Origin of the sequence: Parabacteroides sp. AF17-28, assembly GCF_003479205.1 — a bacterium.
GTDB lineage: Bacteria > Bacteroidota > Bacteroidia > Bacteroidales > Tannerellaceae > Parabacteroides > Parabacteroides acidifaciens.
Window position 1 is genome coordinate 177,990 of record NZ_QUGV01000003.1, and the last position, 21,565, is coordinate 199,554.

Consider the following 21,565-nt stretch of genomic DNA (forward strand, 5'->3'; position numbering starts at 1 on the left):
TTCATAGCTCTCTTTATCTATCTGATTATCTATGTATTATAAATAATGAGGATTTTTTATGTCATAATTATTTAAGAAATTTAGTTTACTGATGTTTGCTCATCTTAACGGATTTGCCACAAGCAGTTAATACGATACTTAATATCCTTATTCAATAAAGTATCCTATTTTCAAAGCATACATTATTTTGATCCACAATTATTTATGCAAAATCGTAAAAAAGTACAATGTGTTAAAAAAGGAGTCTCTACGTATTTTTTTTAGAAAAATAACACTACAATGCAGAAATTTCATATCTTTGACACCGATATGAAATGTGCAGAGTTCTTTTAGAACTAATATCATGTTAATCACAAAAACGCGAAAACGTGCAGAACCTGCCTGTTTTATTTCGTTAAAAGGTTATTACAGATATCAGAAGGATTTTTTCAATTTAATAAAACACAAATTATGTTTAAAAGAATCAGACCTATCAGCTTAATCTTACTGGCTGGAGCGTTTTCTTTCCCAAAAGACGCTTGCGCTGAACCGACTACAGTCGGTGAGAGTCTGAACATTTCCCAACAAAGTGGAAAATGTTCAGGTGTTGTAGAAGATGAATTTGGCCCAGTTGCCGGAGCATCAGTAATCGTAAAAGGAACCACTAACGGTATTATGACCGATATGGATGGTAACTTTACTTTGGAAGGGGTGAAAAAGGGTGATATTATCGTGATCTCTTTTATTGGTTACACCACTCAGGAAATTCCATATACCGGGCAGACATCCCTTCAAATCAAATTGGCGGAAGATACCCAGAAATTGGACGAAGTTGTTGTTGTCGGTTTCGGTACGCAGAAGAAAGTGAACTTGACAGGTTCTGTCGGTACTGTTAATTCGGAGGCGCTGGAATCACGTCCTGTGGTGAGCGCAACGCAGGCTTTGCAAGGTATGGTGCCGGGTTTGCAGATTTCGTCGTCCAGTGGTAGTTTGGATAAAACAGCAGATATCCAGGTTCGTGGTACGGCAACTATCGGCGAGGGATCAAAAGGTAGCCCGCTGGTATTGATCGATGGCATGGAAGGAGATATTAACTCTATCAACCCGCAGGATATCGAAAACATTTCCGTACTGAAAGATGCCGCCGCTTCTTCTATCTACGGTTCACGTGCTCCTTTCGGGGTAATCCTTATTACGACAAAAAGCGGTAGAACAGGTAAGCCGGTTGTAAACTATAACAATAGCTTCCGTTGGAACGATCCGGTAAAGACTCCGAATCAGATGGATTCTTACACTTTTGCAACGTTCTATAATGATGCTGCTATCAACGCCGGCCAGACTCCGCATTTTACAACTGAGCATTTGCAGCGAATCAAAGATTTCCAGAATGGGACATTGACGGATCCTATCACAGCGAATGGCCAATATTGGGCGGATGGCTATGCTGCCGGTAATGCAAACACAAACTGGTATGATGCTTTGTATCGTAATTGGGCATTTTCTCAGGAACATAACTTGAGCGTTAATGGCGGTACTGAAAAAATCAATTATTATCTGTCAATGAACTTCCTGGATCAAAATGGTTTGATGGTGTTCAATCAGGATAAGTACAAACGTTATACTACGACTGCCAAAATAAACGTGACCTTGACGGAGTGGGCTAAGTTTAATTACAGCAACCGTTTTACTCGTGAAGATTACGGACGTCCTTCGGATTTGACGGATGACTTGTATTACAACCTTGCCCGCCAGGGATGGCCTACTTTGCCATTGTACGACAGTAACGGATATTTATATTCTTCTCCTTCTCCGGCTCTGGGCCTGAGAGATGGTGGTCGCGACAAAACGCAGACTGACAACTTATATCAGCAGGCTTCCTTGATCCTGGAACCGATTAAGAACTGGGTTACACATGTCGATTTCAACTATCGCATCAAATCAGCTAACCGTCATTGGGACAAGCAGCTGACTTATAACCATGATGTGGATGGCAATCCTTATGTTTATAACCAGAGTACGAATGTACATGAAGATTATCTGAAAGAAAACTATATGAATATTAATGCTTATACAGAGTATTCACATAGTTTGGAATCAGGCCATAATTTCAAAGCGATGGTCGGTTTCCAGTGCGAAAGATTAAGCCAGACTAAGTTCGGTTTGCAGAGAAACGGTATTATTGTACCGGGATTGCCGGAAATCGATATTACGACGGGTTTGGACTATCAGGGCAATCCGGTAACTCCTTCCACTAACGGTTCACGCGCACGTTGGAGCACAGCCGGTTTCTTCGGCCGTCTGAATTATGATTATCAGGGTAAATATCTGGCAGAAATAAACTTGCGTTATGATGGTACTTCCCGTTTCCGTGAAGACCAGCGCTGGAACTGGTTCCCTTCTTTCTCTGTCGGTTGGAATGTGGCTCGAGAAGAGTTCTGGGGTGATCTGGCGGACTATGTCGGAACATTCAAATTCCGTGGTTCTTATGGTGAATTGGGTAACCAGAATACAACAGAATGGTATCCGACTTATCAATCATTGTCTGTTAAGGCAAGTGATGGTAAATGGTTACAGGGCGGTATTTTGCCGAATGCGGCTTATGTTCCGGCGTTGATCAGTTCTTCTTTAGGCTGGGAACGGGTTCGTAACTGGAATGTCGGCTTGGACTTTGGCGCTCTGAACAACCGTTTGACAGGTTCGTTTGATTACTACCAGCGTAAAACATTGGATATGATCGGCCCGGCTCCTGAACTTCCTGCTATTTTAGGTCTGGACGTTCCGAAGACAAACAATACCGACTTGAAAACTTATGGTTTTGATTTGAATATCAGCTGGCAAGACCGCTTGAAAAACGGATTGGGCTATGGAGTGACATTTATCCTTTCTGATGCGCAGACTGAAATCACTCGTTATCCGAACCCGACCGGAACATTGGATAAATACAATGCCGGACGCAAGATGGGTGAAATCTGGGGATATGAAACGATCGGCATTGCAAAGTCACAGAGTGAAATGGACGAACATTTGGCTTCTTTGCCTAATGGCGGACAGAATGCGCTGGGAACGAATTGGGCTGCCGGCGATATCATGTATGCCGACCTGAATGGTGACGGAAAGATTGATAACGGCGGTAATAAACTGGATGATCATGGCGACTTGAAGGTTGTCGGTAACGATACTCCTCGCTTCCAGTTCGGTTTGGATCTGAATGCTGACTGGAAAGGCTTCGACTTCCGTGCATTCTTCCAAGGCGTAATGAAACGTGATTACTGGCAGGGCAGTGCTTATTTCTGGGGTGTTGGTAACAGTGGAATCTGGCACTCGACCGGTTTTGTGGAACATGCCGATTATTTCCGTGCAGAACAATCCAACGACCTGGCTGCAAACCTGAACGCTTATTATCCTCGTCCGATCTTTGACTCTGACAAGAACAACAAGAAACAGACGCGCTATTTGCAGAATGCCGCTTATATCCGTTTGAAAAACATTCAGTTGGGTTATACATTGCCGTCTGCTATGACAAATAAGTTCTTTATAAACAAACTGCGTGTGTTCGTTTCAGGTGAAAACTTGTGGACCGGTACATCTTTGGCTAATATGTTTGACCCGGAAACAGTTAGTGGTGGTAAAGATAACAATGGTAATGCTTATCCGTTGTCAAAAACTATTTCTTTTGGTGTAAGTGTAACTTTATAATAACAGGAAACAATGAAACAAATCAATATATTAAAACATGTTGCAGGAGTAGCCCTGCTGGGACTGTTGTGTTCCTGCAATGACTTTTTGGATGAAACTCCCATGTCGACTATCTCTCCCGAAAACTATTTGACGGAAGAATCTCAGTTGGCTTCTTATGCAAATGGCTTGTATGCCGATATTCTGCCTTCTCATGGAAACTGGAATTATGGTACGTTCGGTACGGATCAGCACACGGACAACCAGGCTTATATGAATTATGATAATAAGTATATTCCCGGTCAGTGGAAGACTATACAGTCACAAAAGGCTGACGACGATCCATATCGTTTCAAATTCATTTATAGCTGTAACTATTTCCTTGAAAATGTGATGCCGCGTTATAGCCAAAAGCAGATAAGCGGTTCGGATGCCAACATCCGCCATTATATCGGCGAAATATATTTCCTGCGTGCTTACGAGTATTTCAAACGCTATCAGATGTTTGGAGATTTCCCGATTGTCCGGAATACATTGCCGGACCAGATGGAACCGCTGACGGCGGCCAGCAAGCGTTCGCCGCGTAACGAAGTGGCTCGTTTCATCATCTCGGATCTGGACTCTGCGATTGTATTGATGGAATCGAATCCGGATAAGGCTAAAACACGTATTAATAAGGAATCTGCTTTGCTGTTGAAGTCTCGCGTTGCTTTGTTTGAAGGAACCTGGTTGAAGTATTTCAAGAATACGGCATTCGTTCCGAATGGTCCGGGATGGCCGGGAAAAGAAAAAGATTACAATGCCAATTACCAGTACCCGACTGGAGATATTGACAGTGAAATCAATTATTTCCTCACGCTGGCAATGGAGGCTTCTCAGCCTGTGGCAGATGCAACCGTACTGGTCGAAAATACCGGGTTGGTACAACAGGCCGCTACAGAACCGGCCAATCCGTACATGGATATGTTCTCGGCTGTAGATATGTCATCTTATAGTGAAGTGTTGATGTGGCGTCCGTATAGTAAAGGTCTCGGACAGGTGCACTGCGTGGTTGTTGGAGCACAGTTTGGAGACTACGGTGTCGGCGTGACTCGTGGTATGGTCGATGGCTTCCTGATGGCTAACGGTTTGCCTATCTATGCGGCCGGTAGTGGTTATAAAGGTGATGAAACAATTGCCGATGTCCGCAAGGAACGCGACTCCCGTCTGACAATCTTCTTGAAAGAACCGGGGCAGAAGAATATCCTGATCGAAGCAGTGGAAGGTGACCATGCTGTTCCGGTGGAACCTGTTCCCAATATCCTGACGGGTGATGCTGCAAAAGGTTATGCAACAGGTTATGCTTTGCGTAAAGGCGGTAGCTTCGACCAGGCACAATGTGTGAATGGTGAAAACTATACAGGTTCGATCACGTTCCGTGCATCTGAAGCTTTGCTGAATTATATGGAAGCATGTTATGAAAAGAACGGTAATCTGGATGCTAAGGCACAGGGTTATTGGAGAGCTTTGCGTGAGCGTGCTCATGTAGATCCGGATTACAATAAGACAATTGCCGCCACTGTCATGAGCGAAGAGGCTAAAAACGATTGGGGTGCCTATTCTGCCGGTCAATTGATCGATCCGACATTATACAATATCCGTCGTGAACGTCGTTGCGAATTGATGGCCGAGGCTTTGCGTTATATGGACTTGTGCCGTTGGAGATCTATGGATCAGATGATCGCTACTCCGTATCATATCGAGGGTATCAAAATCTGGGGCGAAATGCAGAATTGGTATAAAGATGAAACAACAGGTGCAAGTCTGTTGGTTTACGGCATGGACAATCCTAAAGCGAACATTTCATCTCCGGATCTCAGTAAATACTATCGTCCGTATGAAAAGACATCGAACTCGATTGCTAAAGATGGTTACAGATGGGCAATGGCACATTATCTGAAACCGCTGAATATCCAGCATTTCGATATCACAACTTCTGGCGGGGACGTTTCGGCTTCTCCTATTTACCAGAATCCGTACTGGCCGACGGTAGCTAACCAGGGAGCTTTACAATAAGTATTTATTAATAGTTATAAGTCTTTAAGGGCCGCCAACTGTCTCCGTCAAGGAGCCGGTTGGCGGCTATTTAATTTTTTGTAGCCAAATCAAAAAAAAGCTTTTTCGCTTTTTTAGCCTGCTTTTTCGCTTTGTTTGTTCTGACCCTTATAAAACAAATCCGGTCATTGTCCCGGTATTCCTTTCCCGGCATAGCGATCCTTCCTCTGTAAAGTTAAAGACAAAACAACTTCTCTTTTTTTGTGTTAGATATATCAAAAAAGACGTTGGTTTCAGCCAAGACATGTATCAAATAAATTAAACAAAAAACATTAGTTATGTTGAAAAGAATGAAGCCTGTCAGCATGGTTTTGCTTGCGAGTACGTTGTGTTTCTCCGGAAACATATATGCAGCCTCGGGTACAGGCAATCCGATCACTGGCATTTCCCAGCAAAATGGAAAAGTAACGGGAGTCGTTGAGGATGCTTTAGGGCCGGTCGCCGGTGCGTCTGTGATTATAAGAGGAACTACTCACGGGACGATGACCGATATGGATGGTAATTTCACACTGGACGGATTGAAGAACGGAGATGTAATCCAGATATCTTTTATCGGTTACATCACGCAGGATATTCCTTATACCGGACAAGCCTCCCTGACTGTACATCTGGAAGAAGACACGCAGAAATTGGACGAAGTGGTAGTGACCGCTTTAGGTATGAAGCGTGATAAGAAAGCATTGGGCTACGCGATGCAGGAGTTGAAAGGAGACGACCTGTTGGCTTCCCGCGAACCGAACCTTGCCAATTCACTCTCCGGTAAAGTCTCCGGTTTGCAGATCGTCCGTTCCAGTAATGGAGTGGGAGGATCGTCGAAGATCGTGCTCCGCGGTAACAGTTCGTTGACCGGTAGCAATCAGCCGCTGATCGTGGTGGACGGTACGCCGATGGATAACTTCACCGGCGGTGTGGATGATGTCTGGGGTAACTCCGGTGCCGATATGGGTAACGGACTTTCCGATATCAACCCTGAAGACATCGAGTCGATGACTGTCCTGAAAGGTGCTTCGGCTGCCGCTCTCTACGGGTCGAGAGCCGGAAACGGCGTGATCTTGATCACGACTAAATCGGGACGGAAGAATGAGGGGTTAGGCATTACGGTGAACGCCGGAATCACGGCCGAATCTATTTTCCTGAAGCCGGACATGCAGAACAGTTTCGGACAGGGTTCAGTCGGCGTCTACGACAACCAATCCCGTATGAGTTGGGGACCGAAAGCCGAAGGGCAGACGGTGACAGACTGGCGCGGGCTTCAGGTGCCTCTCCGCACGTATGACAATATTGATGCTTTCTTCCGCACCGGAACATCTTTTAATGAAGGCGTCAGCTTCCAGCAGAATATCAACGGGACATCCGTTTTCACGTCTATCAACCGCTCGGACGATGCCGGGATCACACCGGAATCCAAGCTGAACAAGACGAATATCACTTTGCGTGCAACCACTTTCCTCGACAAAGCCGAAAAATGGAAGGTCGACGCCAAAGTGAACTATATCAATATGAATGCCCATAACCGCCCGATCCAGGGTGTGAACCCGTCGAATGCGTTCAGCACGATTTACAACCTGCCGCGCTCCTTGAATGTGGCCGAGTTTAAAGATTGTGTGGACGAAGCGGGTAATATGATTTGGTGGGACGCCTCCCGCAACCCGCAGGAAAACCCGTACTGGGTCACTAAATACCGCCAGAACAACGATACCCGTAACCGCCTGCTGGGCAATGTCTCGTTGAAGTATGCACCGACCAATTGGTTTGATATCGAGCTGCGTGGCGGTACGGATTATTATACGACAACCAAGAACGAGAAAGTCTATGCCGGTGGCAATACGACGCCCCGCGGACTGTATAACGAAGGTTCCGAAACATTTTATGAAAACAATTATAGTTTCCTGGCAACCGCCCGCAAGGATAACCTGCTCAGTCGCTTGGGCGGCTTCGTGACATTCGGTGGCAACCTGATGATGCAGGAGAGGACCAAGATGAATGCGTCGGCAGGCGAATTGCTGGTCCCGAACCTTTTCTCCCTGAACAACGGTATCAATAAACCGACTGTGACATCCGAACTGATCCGCCGGAAGATGAACTCCCTGTACGGCTCGTTGCAGCTGAACTGGGACGGCTATCTGTTCCTCGACGTGACGGCGCGCAACGACTGGTCGTCTACGATGTCGAAGGCCAACCGTTCTTATTTCTATCCTTCGGTCAGCCTGTCGGGCGTGATCTCGGATATGTTGCCGAAGATCGGCGGAAGTATGCCGGAGTGGTTCACCTTTGCCAAGGTGAGAGCCTCTTATGCGGAGGTCGGTAACGATTTGGACCCTTATCAACTGTACAATAATTACACGGTCGGAAAAGACGACAATGGCAATACGACGGCTTCTCCCGGTCAGGTCCTGTTCAACTCCGACGTGCGAAGCGAGCTGATCAAGTCGTGGGAAGCCGGTTTCGATGTCCGGTTTTTCCAGAATCGGTTGGGGTTGGACTTCGCCTGGTATAAGACGAATGCGACCCGCCAGTTACTGAACCTGCCGCTCGACCCGTTCGCCGGCTACAGTTCCCGCAAGGTCAACGCCGGTAACATCCAGAACGAAGGGTTGGAAATATCCCTGAATGGAGACATCTTCCGGAGCGTCAATCCGCAAGGTTTCAGCTGGAGCGCTACGGCGCAGTTCTCGCTGAACCGCAACAAGATCATCGACCTCTATCCGGGCGTGACGCTCTATGACATTAAGACGCTGGATGCGATCCAGATTGTAGCTGTGCAGGGTGGTTATTACGGTGATATTTATGGCCAGACATTCATGCGTGTGACGGACAAGAACGATCCGCACTACGGACAGGTGATCGTCGGGGAAGACGGCTTGCCCCTGATCTCGACAGAGAAGAGCAAAGTCGGTAACCAGAATCCGGACTGGATGCTCGGCTTGACGAACAATTTCTCTTATAAAGGATTCAATCTGAGCTTCCTGGTCGACTTCCGTATCGGCGGCGATCTGTATTCGGCAACCGCTTCCAACCTTTATCTCCGCGGTAATGCGGCCGGCACGGTGGTGAACGGTGACCGGCAGAACTTCATCGTGCCCAACACGGTTGTTCAGAAAGACGGCAAATATGTGGAAAACACCGTCCCAGTGACTCACCAGAATTATTGGGAACGCATCGGGTCGACCGGTAATTACGGTTTGCCGGAAGTCTTTACTTACGACGCGACTAACATCCGCCTGCGTAACGTCACGCTCGGCTACGATTTCAACCGCGCCATGCTGAAGAAGACTCCGTTCCAACGTCTGCGCCTGTCCGCCACCTGTAACAATGTGTGGATGATCCATTACAAACTGCCGGGCATCGATCCCGAATCCGTTTCGGCAACCAATACGAATGCAACTGGGTTCGAGAATGGGGCGGCCCCGACAAGCCGTTCGTTCACGTTCAACGTGACAGTCGGCTTTTAAACTAACTTTAGAGGTCGTCGGAAACTCCGGAAACTTTCCCGCAACGTGTTTGGAGCTTTCCGGAACTCCGGACGGTTGTTTTTGATAGATTTAGTAAATGATAAAAGAAAAAATAGAATATGAATATGAAAAATAAAATATTGGCAGGCATGTTCTCGATGGCGGCCTTGTTTTCTTCCTGTAGCGATTTCCAGGAAATAAATGAAGACCCGAACCAGGTGGGAGAGGAAAAGGTGAAGCCTGAATGGTTCCTGAACGCCTCGATCATCGGCGACCAGATGAATCCGGAGATCGCCGAGCGTATTTTTATCCTGACCTGGAACCGGGCGGCCCGTTTCAACCGGGGAAGCGGTTTCACGATCGGTACGGATAATAATGACTATATCACGCTTTACCTGAGTAATGACTACGCCGTGAAGTGGCTGAACCAGGCGACCAAAGCGATCCAGTTAGGCGAGAAGAAAGTGGCCGACGGTGAGGCGGATCTCTATCCCTATTATAAGAATGTGATCCAGATGGCGCGCATCTGGCGGGCTTATCTGAACTCGGAAGTGGCGGATGGTTTCGGTCCGATTCCGGCACTGGATGCCTTCTCCGGCGTTCCGGCCGAATACGACAGTGTGGAAACCATTTACGGCTTTATCCTGAAGGAACTGAAAGAGGCCGAAGCGGCGCTCGATCCTTCGATCAATATGTCTCCGATGGCAGCCGAAGATGCCTTCTATGCCGGAGATGTGACGATGTGGAAGAAATATGCCAACTCCCTGCGTATGCGTCTGGCCATGCGTATCGTTAATGCCGATCCGCAGCTGGCCCGGAGTGAGTTTGAAGATGCCGCTTCGAAGGGTTATATCTCTTCCGTCGCAGAACTGGCCGGTGTGCAGGAGAAGGATGGTTGGAGCGATCTGACGAGTGTCATGTCGCGCACGTGGAATGCACAGGCCATGTCCGTCACCTTTAAAAACCTGGTTGTCGGTCTGGGAGACATCGAATTTCCGCTGCCCGATTCGTTGAAGGCGCATCTGAAAGACCCGCACAGTTATTTGGGCTTGTATTTAGATAAACATTTCCCGTTGACAACGAACGACCCGTGTGCCGGATTCTATTTCGACGGCATTCCGCAGTATGTCGACCCGCGTGCGCCGAAACTGTTCAGTGTTGTCGGCTGGAACGACGGCGTGGTCTATTCCGACTATATAGGAGCAGCCAGCGAGGTGAAGCCAGTCTCCCTCTTTGACCCGAACGACAACACGAAACCGATGCTGACGATCGACCCGCGATACACCTGGGGCACTTGGGTGGCCGGCGAGTGGGATGTGAAAGGCGGTTTGTCTACCGAACTGACCGGAAAGAACTACAACTATCCGTCCTTGTCCAAACAATACCGCATGAGCACCAAGAAACGCGTCTATTTCGGACCTTGGGAGAGTTATTTCCTGTTGGCCGAAGCTGCCGTGCGCGGTTGGAATGTTCCGGGTTCCGCCAAATCGAACTACGAGAACGGCGTGACTTCCAGTTTCGAATACCAGGGCTTGCAGAGTGAAGCCGGGGCTTATTTAGCTTCGACCGCCTATAACCGGATCGGGACTTCCGTCAGCTTCGACCATACGACGGAAGCCGTTCCGTACACCGTCAATTATGTCGATCCTTATACAAAGGAAAACAAGACGATGACTTACCGCTATCCGAAGAATTCCATCTATCGCGGCGGCGCCTACAACAACGACGCGATGACAAAGATCTTCACCCAGAAATACATTGCACAGATGCCCTGGCTGCCGGAAGAGGTCTGGAGCGACCACCGTCGTATCGGATTGCCATTCTTCGAGAACCAGGCTGTCGAAAAGGATTACAATCCGCTGAACCAGGTTCCGCTCACTGTCGCAACCTCAAAAGAATGCCGTCTGGAATTTTATCCGAAGCGCTATCGCTACCCGGCCAATATCCAGACAAACAATTTGGCGGGCTATAACAAGGCGCTTGAACTGCTGGGCGGCCCCGATGTCGTCGGAACTGCTTTGTGGTGGAGCCAGAAGTAAGAAGCACACACGCTCCATATATATATAATGTTGTCAGCGTCACACGTTTTCGGATGTGTGGCGCTGTTTTTCTTATTATAATTGTCTATATTTGCCTCATCATCAAAAAACGAAAGGAATAAAACAATGTCCGAACAATCATTAAACCGCCGCCGAGAAGATCTGATCAAGCGAATCCGTGAGATCGACGATGAGGATCTGTTGATATCTTTGGAAGATAAAATCTATGATTATCAGGAAGGAAACTCTGCCATGTCGATTCCTGACATCCTTCGTGAGCCCGACACGGTGGAAGGACTTCGCAGCCTGATCGACCAGGTTTTGGAAGAAGACCGGAAAGGTGGAATGCAAGATACTGAAGAGATGTTTGCAGAGTTGGATAAGGAATTTGGATTAGTCTAATCAATCAAGGCATGAGATCAAGAACATCACCACTTGCTAAATCCCAGATAAGGGATTTGCGTAACTATTATCAAATAACATTTGGTACTCAACGTGGTCTTCAGATATATGCCGAAGTAAAAAGTACAATTCGGTTAATAGCTGATTTCCCCGGCTTAGGCCATGTCGAACCTTCCTTAACCGACTATCCCCAATGTTTCCGAACCTTTGTCCAGCATGCCAACCTTAAAATCCTTTATTGGGTAGAAGACCACATTGTTAAAATCGCCTTGATTTTCGATACCCGCCAGTCTCCGGACAAGTTACGATATATTATAGAACATCACTCCAGTTGGGTTTGTGAAGATGTAGCGGTACCTTACGAGAAGAAGAAAACCTCTTCCCGGAAATAGTAATAATAGAGTATTTTATCTTAAAGATAGAACTTGTTTCATCTGTTATAATGACAGACCTTTGCGTAGTCACTGTAAATACAATTACATCATATACATAAAGAAATGACTACAAAACGAACAAAAAGTTCTTTCCGGACGATGAGTTCCAAAAGGAAGCTCGAATCCATATTCCTGTTTGTGACAGGGCGGTGCAATGCTAAATGTGCCATGTGTTTTTATGCAGAGGAAATGGATAAAAAGGAGCCGGACTTGACTTTTGATGAGATTAAAAAAATCTCGGAGACAGCTGGCGAGATTAACCGCTTGTGGATTTCCGGCGGTGAGCCGACCTTGCGTGAAGACCTGCCGGAGATAATCGAGATGTTTTACAAGAACAACCAGGTGAAAGACGTCAACATTCCGACCAACGGACTGAAACCGGAACGGATCGTCGAGTGGGTGACCCGCCTGCGCAAGAGCTGCCCCGAAACCAATTTCAACGTCAGCCTTTCGCTCGACGGCTTTGGAAAGACGCATGATATCCAGCGTGGCGTTCCGGGCAATTTCTATAAAGCGCTCTACACCTTGAAGCTGGTGGATGAACATTTCCGCGATGACGGCAAAGTGCTGAAGAATATTGCGACTGTGATCACCAAGTACAACATCGAGGAGATACAAGACTTCATGCTCTGGGTCTTTGCCCGCTTCCACACTTCGACGCATACGATCGAAGCCGCTCGCGGTATGACGCGTGACGACGGGGTGAAGATCCTGACCGAATCATCCCTGAGAAAGATTCAGGACGACGTTGCACACATCTATTCCGGCTATGCCGACCGTATGGTGCAGGAGACAAGTGGTTTCAGAAAGCCGATTACCCGTTTCTTCTATCTCGGTTTTATCCGTACGTTATATAATGTCCGTGCCAGCAACATCGATGAACCGACGCCTTGGGGAATGGACTGTACGGCCGGCGAGACAACTTTGGTGATCGACTACGACGGCCGTTTCCGTGCCTGCGAGTTGCGCGAGCCGCTCGGGAATCTAAAAGATTATGGCTGCGACGTCAGCAAAGTGATGCAAAGCGATGCCATGAAACAAGAGATAGAGGCGATCGGACATGGGGCAAAGGCGAATTGCTGGTGTACGCACGGTTGCTGGATCACTTCATCTATCGTTTTCAATCCGAGTAAGATGTTGGGAATGGTCTACAAAGGCTACCGCGAAATGAAGAAACTGAACCGCCCGATTGTCTTTGATGAGGAAATGCTTCGCGGTATGGAAGATAAATATGGCCTTGACCGCGAAAAGCTGGATGAACTGCATATTGGCAAGAGTTAAGTGAAAAAGTTTCACTTGTTTTGTTAGGGTGAAACAAAAGTTTCATGCCGATGAAACTTTATTTTCATGGGCAAGAAACTTTAGTTTCCTCGGCATGGAACTAATTGCTTATTGCATGCCTTCTGTTGTCATTTCCTTGTTGATCTTCTTGACCAATCCCTGCAATACTGCGCCCGGACCCAGTTCGATGAAATGGTCGGCACCGTCGGCAATCATGTTCTGCACACTCTGTGTCCAGCGAACCGGAGCGGTCAGCTGTGCGATCAGGTTTGCCTTGATTGTTTCAGGGTTAGTTTCGCCTTTTGTACTTACATTCTGGTAAACAGGGCATGACGGTTCGTGAATCGGAGTCGCTTCGATAGCGGCAGCCAGTTCGGCACGGGCCGGTTCCATCAGCGGAGAGTGGAAAGCACCGCCCACTTTCAGTTTCAGTGCGCGCTTTGCACCGGCAGCCAGCATCTTTTCACAAGCAGCTTCGATTCCGGGTATTGAACCGGAGATAACAAGCTGGCCCGGACAGTTGTAGTTTGCACATACAACCACTTCGCCTTCAATGCTTGCACAAATTTCTTCTACTTTTTCATCCGGCAATGCCAGTACGGCTGCCATTGTCGAGGGAGTGGCTTCGCAGGCTTTCTGCATTGCCATAGCACGTTTGGACACCAGCACGAGGCCGTCTTCGAAAGACAGGGCACCGGCTGCAACAAGTGCAGAGAACTCTCCTAAGGAGTGTCCGGCCGTCATATCCGGTTTGAACTGGTCACCTAATGTTTTAGCAAGAATGACTGAGTGTAAGAAAATGGCAGGTTGTGTCACTTTTGTCTGACGCAGATCTTCGTCTGTTCCGGCGAACATCAGGTCAGTGATACGGAAACCAAGGATTTCATTAGCTTTCTCAAACATCTCTTTTGCAAGAGGATTGTTATCGTAAAGGTCTTTTCCCATTCCGACAAACTGTGCACCCTGACCGGGAAATACATACGCTTTCATTTTTTCTAATCTTTTTCTAATTTCAGTTTTTTAAGATGGCGCAAAGGTAATAAATTTAGAATAATTGGGGTACTATTCATTACAAATTGTATCTTTGCCCATCGATAAGAAGAATATTAACGACTAATTTATATAATATCATGGATCAATTATTATTTCTTGGAAATTTAGGAACAGGCGAAATTGTTATCATCGCCATTGTTGTGTTGTTGCTTTTCGGTGGAAAGAAAATACCTGAACTGATGAAAGGTATCGGTAAAGGTGTGAAGAACTTTAAAGACGGTGTAAAAGGATTAGAAGACGACATTAAGCTGGACGATACAGATAAGAAGTAAAAGATGGCAGAATTAGAACAAGAAGAAATGTCCTTCTGGGACCACCTGGAGGCACTTCGTTGGACTTTGTTCCGTTCTTTTTTAGCGCTCTTTGTTTTTGCCATAGTAACCTTTGCCTTTATGCGCGGTCCGGATGGAATATTCCACCGTGTAATAGAAGCTCCTTGCTATTCCGACTTTATCTTTTACAGATGGTTGTGCGACTTGAACCAGTGGTTGGTTAATGTAAGTCCCTGGTTTGACGTATTGCCCGATTTCTGTAACGATAGTTTTCATGTGGATATTTTTAATATCAAGCTGGCTTCTCAGTTTTTCACTCACATGACAACCTCGTTCTGGCTGGCGCTTGTGCTTACTTTCCCTTATCTGATGTGGGAGATATGGAAGTTCATCAGCCCGGCATTGTATGAGAATGAGAAAAAGAATGTCAGATGGGTATTTCTCTTGGGAACGATCATGTTCTTTGTCGGATGTGCGGTCGGATATTTTATGGTATTCCCGATGACATTGCGCTTTTTGGCAACCTACGAGTTGAGTGCAAATATAAAAGAACAGGTATCGCTGGATTCGTATATGGATAATTTCCTGATGCTTATCTTTGTGATGGGAATTGTTTTTGAAATGCCGTTGGTTTCGTGGCTGTTGTCGAAGATCGGTTTGCTGAAGCGGTCGTTCTTCCATAAGTATAGACGGCATGCTATTGTTGGCTTGCTTGTTGCAGCTGCCTTTATTACGCCGAGTAGCGATCCGTTCACGTTGAGCATCGTATTCTTCCCGTTGTATGGGCTGTTCGAACTGAGTGCCCTCTTTGTGAAGAAAGATCCTCCTGAGGAGGAAGATGACGACGAGGATGAAGAATGTACGGAAATTGCACCGGCTTAAAAAACTACAGACATTGTAAAATAGTTATAGAAGAGACGCACCGTTTAAAGGTTGCGTCTCTTTTTTTGTATCTTTGTGAAGACTAAAACAAGAATTAAACATGAGGCACATATCCTTATTGGCGGTCTCCTTGCTGGCTCTGGCAGCCTGCACGCCGGAAAAACAACAGGAGGCGGAAGATTATACGCAATATGTAAACCCTTTGATCGGGACGGATTTTACCGGTAATACTTATCCTGGGGCGCAAGTCCCTTTCGGGATGGTCCAGCTAAGTCCGGACAATGGTTTGCCCGGCTGGGATCGTATTTCGGGGTATTTCTATCCCGATACGACAATTGCCGGTTTCAGCCATACACATCTCTCCGGAACGGGTGCAGGCGACTTGTATGATATCTCTTTCATGCCGGTGACACGTCCGTATAAAGAAGCTCCCGCACCGTTAGGAATCTATTCGACCTTTTCCCATAATGACGAAGCCGCTTCGGCCGGCTATTACCGTGTCTTGCTGAAAGACTATAATATCAATGTCGAACTGACGGCTACCGAACGTTGCGGTATCCAGCGTTACACATTCCCGAAAGCGGAGGCTTCCGTCTTTCTGAACCTGAAAAAGGCGATGAACTGGGACTTTACGCTGGATTCGCGTATCGAGGTGGTCGACTCGATGACGGTTCGCGGCTATCGCTTCTCGCAAGGCTGGTCTCCGCTACAGCATGTTTATTTCGAGACTCGCTTCTCCAAACCTTTCACGGCCTGCCATATCGATACAACTTCCATTGCGACGAAAGACCGGGGTTGGATCGGCACAGCTTATATCGCCCGCTTCGACTTTAATACGGAGAAAGATGAAGAAATCCTCGTTACGACAGGAATATCCGGCGTCAGCATGGAAGGAGCAGGCAAGAACCTGCGTGCAGAAGCTTCGAAAGACGATTTCGACTACTATCAGGCAAAGGCGGCCGGTGAATGGAACAAGCAACTGGCCAAAATAGAGGTAAAGAGTTCTAATACGGACGATATGGTGAAGTTCTACACCGCACTCTATCATTCCATGATCGCCCCGACAATCTATAGCGACGTGGACGGTTCCTACTATGGCCCGGATCAGCAGATCCACAAGGCGGACGGATGGACGAACTATTCGACCTTCTCGCTGTGGGACACTTATCGCGCCGCTCATCCGCTCTTCACCTACACCGAACCCGAACGGGCAAACGATATGGTCAAAGGTTTCCTGAAATTCTATGAACAGGGCGGAGCGTTGCCGCTGTGGAACCTGTATGGCTGGGAGACTAATATGATGATTGGTTATCACGCCGTTCCCGTCATAGTGGATGCTTACCTGAAAGGCATCGGAAACTTTGACCCCGAAAAGGCGCTCGAAGCCTGTATCGCGACGGCTAACCGGGACGATTACCGGGGAATCGGCGAGTATAAGAAGTTGGGATATGTCCCGGCTTACAGCGATCCGAAGAAATGGGAAAGTTGGTCCCTGTCCAAGACGCTGGAATACGCCTATGATGATTATTGTATCGCCATGATGGCCGAGAAGATGGGTAAGACGGAGATTGCCGACGAGTTTTATAAACGTGCCCAGAACTACCGGAATGTCTATAATCCGGCAACTTCCTTTATGCAGCCGCGTGACGAGAAAGGCAATTTCGCTGCCAACTTCAATCCCGACGATTATACGGAAGATATCTGTGAAAGCAACGGCTGGCAATATTTCTGGTCTGTTCCCCAAGACCTGGACGGCCTGATCGGCCTTGTCGGAAGCAAGGAACGCTTTGCGGAAAAGCTGGACAGTATGTTCACCTATGTCCCTAAATCAAACGAAGACCTGCCGATCTTCAGTACCGGCATGATCGGGCAATATGCGCACGGCAACGAACCGAGCCATCATGTGATTTATTTATACAATAAGGTCGGACAGCCCTGGAAGACCCAGAAATATGTGGCGGAAGTACTGCACGATCTGTATCGGAATGCTCCCGACGGCATCTGCGGTAACGAAGATTGCGGGCAGATGTCGGCCTGGTTCGTGTTCAGCGCCATGGGTTTCTATCCGGTCGATCCGATAAGCGGCAAATATGAGATCGGAACTCCGTTGTTCCCGGAAGTGAAGATGCATCTGGCAAACGGAAAAGCCTTTACGATCCTGGCACCGGCAGTAAGTCCCGAGAATATTTATATCCAATCTGTTAAACTGAACGGCCAGCCGTACGACAAGAGCTACATCACCCATGAACAGATCATGAACGGCGACACGTTAGAGTTTGAGATGGGTAATCAGCCGGGACCGGTTTGGTACAAGTAATATCCGTAATTGCCATGAAAAAGAAACTAATCTTATTTTGTCTTGTATGCTCCTGTGTCGCACTCTCTGCTTTTGCACAGGAGCGCGAATATGTGATTGTCGTACATGGAGGCGCCGGGAATATGGGTGACCTTCAGGACGATCCTGAAAGGTCTGTTCAGTATTACGCCGCTTTGGATTCGGCCCTGATGATCGGCGACCGTATTTTAGCCTCCGGTGGCGAAGGCCCGCAGGCGGTGATGGCTGTGATTAACTATTTTGAAGGCAATCCCTTGTTCAATGCAGGAAAAGGGGCGACGTGTACCGCCGACGGGACGTTCGAACTGGATGCATCCATTATGGAAGGCAAAGATCTTTCCGCCGGTGCTGTCGCCGGTGTGAAAACAGTCAAGCACCCCATTAATGCAGCCTACGCCGTAAAGACAAAGACTGACCATGTGATGCTGAGCGGGAGCGGGGCTGACGCTTTCGCTAAAGAGCAAGGGCTGGAACTGGTTGACAATATGTATTTCGCCACTCCCAAGACATTGGGCTGGATTGAAAAGCTGAAACAGGAAAGCAAAAAGAACGGCACTGTCGGTTGCGTCGTCCTGGATAAGAACGGTAATCTGACAGCCGGAACCAGTACAGGCGGCATGTTTAAGAAGAAATGGGGACGTATCGGCGATTCTCCGGTGATCGGCGCCGGCACGTATGCGGACAACAATAGCTGTGCTGTTTCCTGCACCGGGCATGGCGAGTACTTTATCCGGCATGCAGTCGCGTTTAATGTCTGTGCCCGTTATAAGTATTTGCAGGAACCGGTGGAAAAGGCTGCCGGCTATATTATCAATACCGAACTGAATACGAATGAAGGCAACGGCGGTCTGATCGCAGTCGATAAGGATGGCAATATAGCCATGCCGTTCAACAGTACGGGAATGTTTCGCGGCTATTTATACAAACTGAAAGGGACGGATAAAGTCGAAAAGGAAGTCGGAATAGGAGATAAGATGGTTCGCTATGGCCCAGTAAAGCCATAGCGATCAGTCGCTTTCTCACTTGATCTTATAAAAGAACCGGATAACGGCATGCACCAGCTTATCCGGTAAAAATCCTTTCACTCTGGCAAATAACACCTGATCGAACGGACCGACCTTTGTCCGGAATGCCGGACGTTTGGCCTTTACCAACTTGCAAATGACATGTCCCAGCTTTTCCGGATGGGAGCCGTTGTTCTCCGCATCCTCTATGATCCCTGTCGAACGGGCAAATGTCTCTTTATAATCCGGATGTTCCTGCGTGGCCGAAGATATATTCCGGTTGGCAGTGAAATTGGTATTGAAATCACCCGGTTCGACGAGGCATACCTGAATGCCGAACGGATGGACTTCTACGGCTAATGCTTCGCTATATCCTTCGACTGCGAATTTCGAGGCGGAATAAAATCCCTGGAAAGGAACAGCGATAACGCCTCCAATGGAACTGATGTTGATGATTTTCCCTTTTCCCGCTTTGCGCATATAAGGCAATACGGCACTGCAAACCCGTGTTACTCCGGTAAAGTTCGTATTCATCTGCCAGGCTATTTCTTCGTCCGTCGCCAGTTCTATGGCTCCGCTTATCCCGACTCCGGCATTGTTGACCACCACGTCGATGCGTCCTTGTTCGGAAATGATCCGTGCGATTGCTTCATGTATGGAAGCAGTGTCGATAACATCCATTTTGATCATCCGGACTCCTTCAGGTGTGCCGGTCGTTTCTTTCCGGCTTGTCCCGTACACGATATGCCCTTGTTGCGCCAATAGGGAAGCCGTTATTTTACCAAAACCGGAGGATGCGCCGGTAACTAATATGATTTGTTTGTCAGTCATTCGTTTCCGTATTATCCAATACAATCTGGCGGTATTCAGTCGGTGTCATTCCGTATCTTTCGCGGAAAAGACGGTAGAATGTCCGGACATTGTTGAAGCCCGAGTCGGCTGCTACTGCCGGAATTGTATAGTTCGTATAATCCTTAAGCAATAGGATGGAGTATTCCAGTCGCATATTGTTGATATAACCGTTGAAGTTCGCTCCCGTAAACGTCTGGATCAGAGATGCGATCCTGTTCTTGTTAATGTGCGTACGTTTGATAAGCGAATCCCTTGACAATTCCGGGTCCAGGAATAGACGCTCTTTTGTCAGGATACGATCCAGCTCTTCAAACATTGCTTTATCTTCTGCAGTATAGGTCACCGGCACATTGTTTTCCGGGATATCTCCGGAAGTTTCAGCTTCTTCTTTTGGGGATTCCGTCTCGATGGGCTGTGTGAGCTTGCGTATTTCTTCTTTTGCAAGATTTAATTCGTCTTTGTAGGAGAGAAGCGAGTCTATCTGCGTGACCATAAGGCGGTTTTTGCGGCGAGCCATTTTCAGGTTCCGCCAGATCAGCCAGAGGATGACTCCCAATAACAAGATCGTTCCTCCTGCTGTAGCCGAAAGTATCCGGTGAGCATGAAGTTTTGCATCCTGTTTCTGTATCTCTTTTTCTTTTTCCTGCGTGTCGTAGATGGTAGCCATTTCAAGCGCATTGCTTCTTTGCTTCCGCAGGTTCAGGCTGTCGGTTTGCTCCAACGCCTTTTCTGTATAGAAAAGCGCCTTTTCCGGTTGCTTTAATTGCTTATAGGCTTCTGCCAGGTTCAGGAAAGCCGATAGCCGGACCGAATTGATGCTGTCGCCATCCTTTAGAAAGCTGGCATAAGGGGTCGCCTGCTCGATCACCTTCTGATAATTCTTTTTGATTTGGTAATACCTGATCTTTAACCCCTGGGCAATAAAAGCATCGTGTGCCGGGTTGTCCAATAGTTTGTCAAACCATTGCTGCCCGTTGGCCGTATCACCGGACTCCGCATAGAGGCAGGCAATATTACCGTATGCCATGCAATACTCTCTATTCAGCGCATTTAAAGGAATCTTCCAGGGATATGGCCCGTCTTTTATGGGTTCCAGCTTTGTTATGGTCTCATATTGCTTCAATGCCGACCGGATAGCGGCGTCAAGATTGCCGTCTTCAGCCTGCCAGTGGGAAAGATCGCTGTAATATTTGGCTTGCGTCTGAAAACTGATCGCTGTAACTTGTTTCTCAGTTTGCAGCGAATCGATTCTTTGCTGGATCAGTTCGATTGCCTTGTTTAATAAGGTGTAGGCTTCCCCTTTGTCACCCGTAGCCCTGTATATTCTTGCCATAACCCAAAAAGGCTGATGCTTATTGCTGCTACTGGCTCCTTTTTTCTCGATTTGCTGTACCATCTCCTCTGCGTAATGCATCGCCTGTTCATAATCCTCCAAATAGATCATGCTTTCGATCATGTTTACACACATATTGAAGTAGAACTGCGGGTTGTTGCGGACAGAGTCGTTTGCCAATGTCCGTTTAGCCATCTCGATGGCCATCCGGTCCTGTCCTTTTTTCCCATAAATCTGAGTGATAACCCAATCGATCTGGTATTCCGGCGCTTTCTTCTGTTGCCGGACGAGTTCGACGATCCTCAATGCTTTGTCGGGATCGGTTTCTGCGGTATAGCGAGCTAGTTTGATATCGATAAGGCTGTCAGGAATTGATTCTTGTGCCGATAAACCGGAGAAACTCCGGATAATTCCAAACAGTATACAGGTTATAATCTTTAAATACTTCATGATAGAACTTTATACTGCTTACAAATAT

General features: G+C 47.4%; 14 protein-coding genes. 11 read left to right on the forward strand and 3 right to left on the reverse strand.

Features of this window, described 5'->3' with window-relative positions; genetic code table 11:
• Positions 1 to 450 precede the first annotated feature (450 nt).
• The 7 genes from DWW90_RS03200 to DWW90_RS03230 all read left to right on the forward strand — a co-directional run bounded on the left by DWW90_RS03200 (position 451) and on the right by DWW90_RS03230 (position 13,356).
• The gene (locus DWW90_RS03200; protein WP_115501018.1) at positions 451 to 3,675 is read left to right on the forward strand and encodes a TonB-dependent receptor; all 3,225 of its coding nucleotides are present in this window, start codon (positions 451 to 453) and stop codon (positions 3,673 to 3,675) included.
• 12 nt (positions 3,676 to 3,687) lie between these two features.
• Positions 3,688 to 5,709: a RagB/SusD family nutrient uptake outer membrane protein gene (locus DWW90_RS03205; protein WP_122343959.1), complete on the forward strand. Its 2,022-nt coding sequence runs from the start codon at positions 3,688 to 3,690 to the stop codon at positions 5,707 to 5,709.
• A gap of 317 nt (positions 5,710 to 6,026) precedes the next feature.
• Positions 6,027 to 9,200 carry a SusC/RagA family TonB-linked outer membrane protein gene (locus DWW90_RS03210; RefSeq protein WP_122343960.1) on the forward strand — a complete coding sequence of 1,058 codons (3,174 nt, stop codon included), beginning with the start codon at positions 6,027 to 6,029 and terminating at the stop codon, positions 9,198 to 9,200.
• 119 nt (positions 9,201 to 9,319) lie between these two features.
• Entirely contained in the window at positions 9,320 to 11,239 is a 1,920-nt protein-coding gene (locus DWW90_RS03215; RefSeq protein ID WP_122343961.1) for a SusD/RagB family nutrient-binding outer membrane lipoprotein, read from the forward strand.
• 126 nt (positions 11,240 to 11,365) lie between these two features.
• Positions 11,366 to 11,641: a hypothetical protein gene (locus tag DWW90_RS03220; RefSeq protein ID WP_122343962.1), complete on the forward strand. Its 276-nt coding sequence runs from the start codon at positions 11,366 to 11,368 to the stop codon at positions 11,639 to 11,641.
• A gap of 11 nt (positions 11,642 to 11,652) precedes the next feature.
• Positions 11,653 to 12,033 carry a type II toxin-antitoxin system RelE/ParE family toxin gene (locus DWW90_RS03225; RefSeq protein WP_122343963.1) on the forward strand — a complete coding sequence of 127 codons (381 nt, stop codon included), beginning with the start codon at positions 11,653 to 11,655 and terminating at the stop codon, positions 12,031 to 12,033.
• 105 nt (positions 12,034 to 12,138) lie between these two features.
• Complete coding sequence (locus DWW90_RS03230; protein WP_122343964.1) at positions 12,139 to 13,356, forward strand: radical SAM protein; 1,218 nt, start codon at positions 12,139 to 12,141, stop codon at positions 13,354 to 13,356.
• A 108-nt stretch (positions 13,357 to 13,464) separates the two neighbouring features.
• Here DWW90_RS03230 and fabD read toward each other — a convergent pair whose 3' ends face one another.
• Positions 13,465 to 14,346, reverse strand: a complete 882-nt coding sequence (fabD, locus tag DWW90_RS03235; protein ID WP_115501011.1) for an ACP S-malonyltransferase — start codon at positions 14,344 to 14,346, stop codon at positions 13,465 to 13,467.
• 140 nt (positions 14,347 to 14,486) lie between these two features.
• On the opposite strand from fabD, the gene DWW90_RS03240 reads away from it, so the two are divergent.
• From DWW90_RS03240 to DWW90_RS03255, 4 genes are all read left to right on the forward strand, one after another.
• The gene (locus tag DWW90_RS03240) at positions 14,487 to 14,681 is read left to right on the forward strand and encodes a twin-arginine translocase TatA/TatE family subunit (RefSeq protein ID WP_075964325.1); all 195 of its coding nucleotides are present in this window, start codon (positions 14,487 to 14,489) and stop codon (positions 14,679 to 14,681) included.
• A 3-nt stretch (positions 14,682 to 14,684) separates the two neighbouring features.
• A complete protein-coding gene (tatC, locus tag DWW90_RS03245; RefSeq protein WP_122343965.1) occupies positions 14,685 to 15,563 on the forward strand; it encodes a twin-arginine translocase subunit TatC in 879 nt (292 codons plus the stop codon).
• A 100-nt stretch (positions 15,564 to 15,663) separates the two neighbouring features.
• Positions 15,664 to 17,880, forward strand: coding sequence for a GH92 family glycosyl hydrolase (locus DWW90_RS03250; RefSeq protein ID WP_122343966.1), 2,217 nt, complete (start codon positions 15,664 to 15,666; stop codon positions 17,878 to 17,880).
• Between the two features lie 14 nt (positions 17,881 to 17,894).
• The gene (locus tag DWW90_RS03255) at positions 17,895 to 18,902 is read left to right on the forward strand and encodes an isoaspartyl peptidase/L-asparaginase family protein (protein ID WP_122331575.1); all 1,008 of its coding nucleotides are present in this window, start codon (positions 17,895 to 17,897) and stop codon (positions 18,900 to 18,902) included.
• 15 nt (positions 18,903 to 18,917) lie between these two features.
• On the opposite strand, the gene DWW90_RS03260 is transcribed toward DWW90_RS03255, so the two are convergent.
• The gene (locus tag DWW90_RS03260) at positions 18,918 to 19,733 is read right to left on the reverse strand and encodes an SDR family oxidoreductase (RefSeq protein ID WP_122343967.1); all 816 of its coding nucleotides are present in this window, start codon (positions 19,731 to 19,733) and stop codon (positions 18,918 to 18,920) included.
• Positions 19,726 to 21,537, reverse strand: coding sequence for a helix-turn-helix domain-containing protein (locus tag DWW90_RS03265; RefSeq protein WP_122343968.1), 1,812 nt, complete (start codon positions 21,535 to 21,537; stop codon positions 19,726 to 19,728). Before DWW90_RS03265 ends, DWW90_RS03260 begins: the two co-directional genes overlap by 8 nt.
• Positions 21,538 to 21,565: the final 28 nt, after the last annotated feature.

Excerpts from the sequence above, each read along its gene's own strand:
- DWW90_RS03200 (WP_115501018.1), top strand. The coding sequence starts at position 451 with ATGTTTAAAAGAATCAGACCTATCAGCTTAATCTTACTGGCTGGAGCG.
- DWW90_RS03205 (WP_122343959.1), top strand. The coding sequence starts at position 3,688 with ATGAAACAAATCAATATATTAAAACATGTTGCAGGAGTAGCCCTGCTG.
- DWW90_RS03210 (WP_122343960.1), top strand. The coding sequence starts at position 6,027 with ATGTTGAAAAGAATGAAGCCTGTCAGCATGGTTTTGCTTGCGAGTACG.
- DWW90_RS03215 (WP_122343961.1), top strand. The coding sequence starts at position 9,320 with ATGAATATGAAAAATAAAATATTGGCAGGCATGTTCTCGATGGCGGCC.
- DWW90_RS03220 (WP_122343962.1), top strand. The coding sequence starts at position 11,366 with ATGTCCGAACAATCATTAAACCGCCGCCGAGAAGATCTGATCAAGCGA.
- DWW90_RS03225 (WP_122343963.1), top strand. The coding sequence starts at position 11,653 with ATGAGATCAAGAACATCACCACTTGCTAAATCCCAGATAAGGGATTTG.
- DWW90_RS03230 (WP_122343964.1), top strand. The coding sequence starts at position 12,139 with ATGACTACAAAACGAACAAAAAGTTCTTTCCGGACGATGAGTTCCAAA.
- fabD (WP_115501011.1), bottom strand. The coding sequence starts at position 14,346 with ATGAAAGCGTATGTATTTCCCGGTCAGGGTGCACAGTTTGTCGGAATG.
- DWW90_RS03240 (WP_075964325.1), top strand. The coding sequence starts at position 14,487 with ATGGATCAATTATTATTTCTTGGAAATTTAGGAACAGGCGAAATTGTT.
- tatC (WP_122343965.1), top strand. The coding sequence starts at position 14,685 with ATGGCAGAATTAGAACAAGAAGAAATGTCCTTCTGGGACCACCTGGAG.
- DWW90_RS03250 (WP_122343966.1), top strand. The coding sequence starts at position 15,664 with ATGAGGCACATATCCTTATTGGCGGTCTCCTTGCTGGCTCTGGCAGCC.
- DWW90_RS03255 (WP_122331575.1), top strand. The coding sequence starts at position 17,895 with ATGAAAAAGAAACTAATCTTATTTTGTCTTGTATGCTCCTGTGTCGCA.
- DWW90_RS03260 (WP_122343967.1), bottom strand. The coding sequence starts at position 19,733 with ATGACTGACAAACAAATCATATTAGTTACCGGCGCATCCTCCGGTTTT.
- DWW90_RS03265 (WP_122343968.1), bottom strand. The coding sequence starts at position 21,537 with ATGAAGTATTTAAAGATTATAACCTGTATACTGTTTGGAATTATCCGG.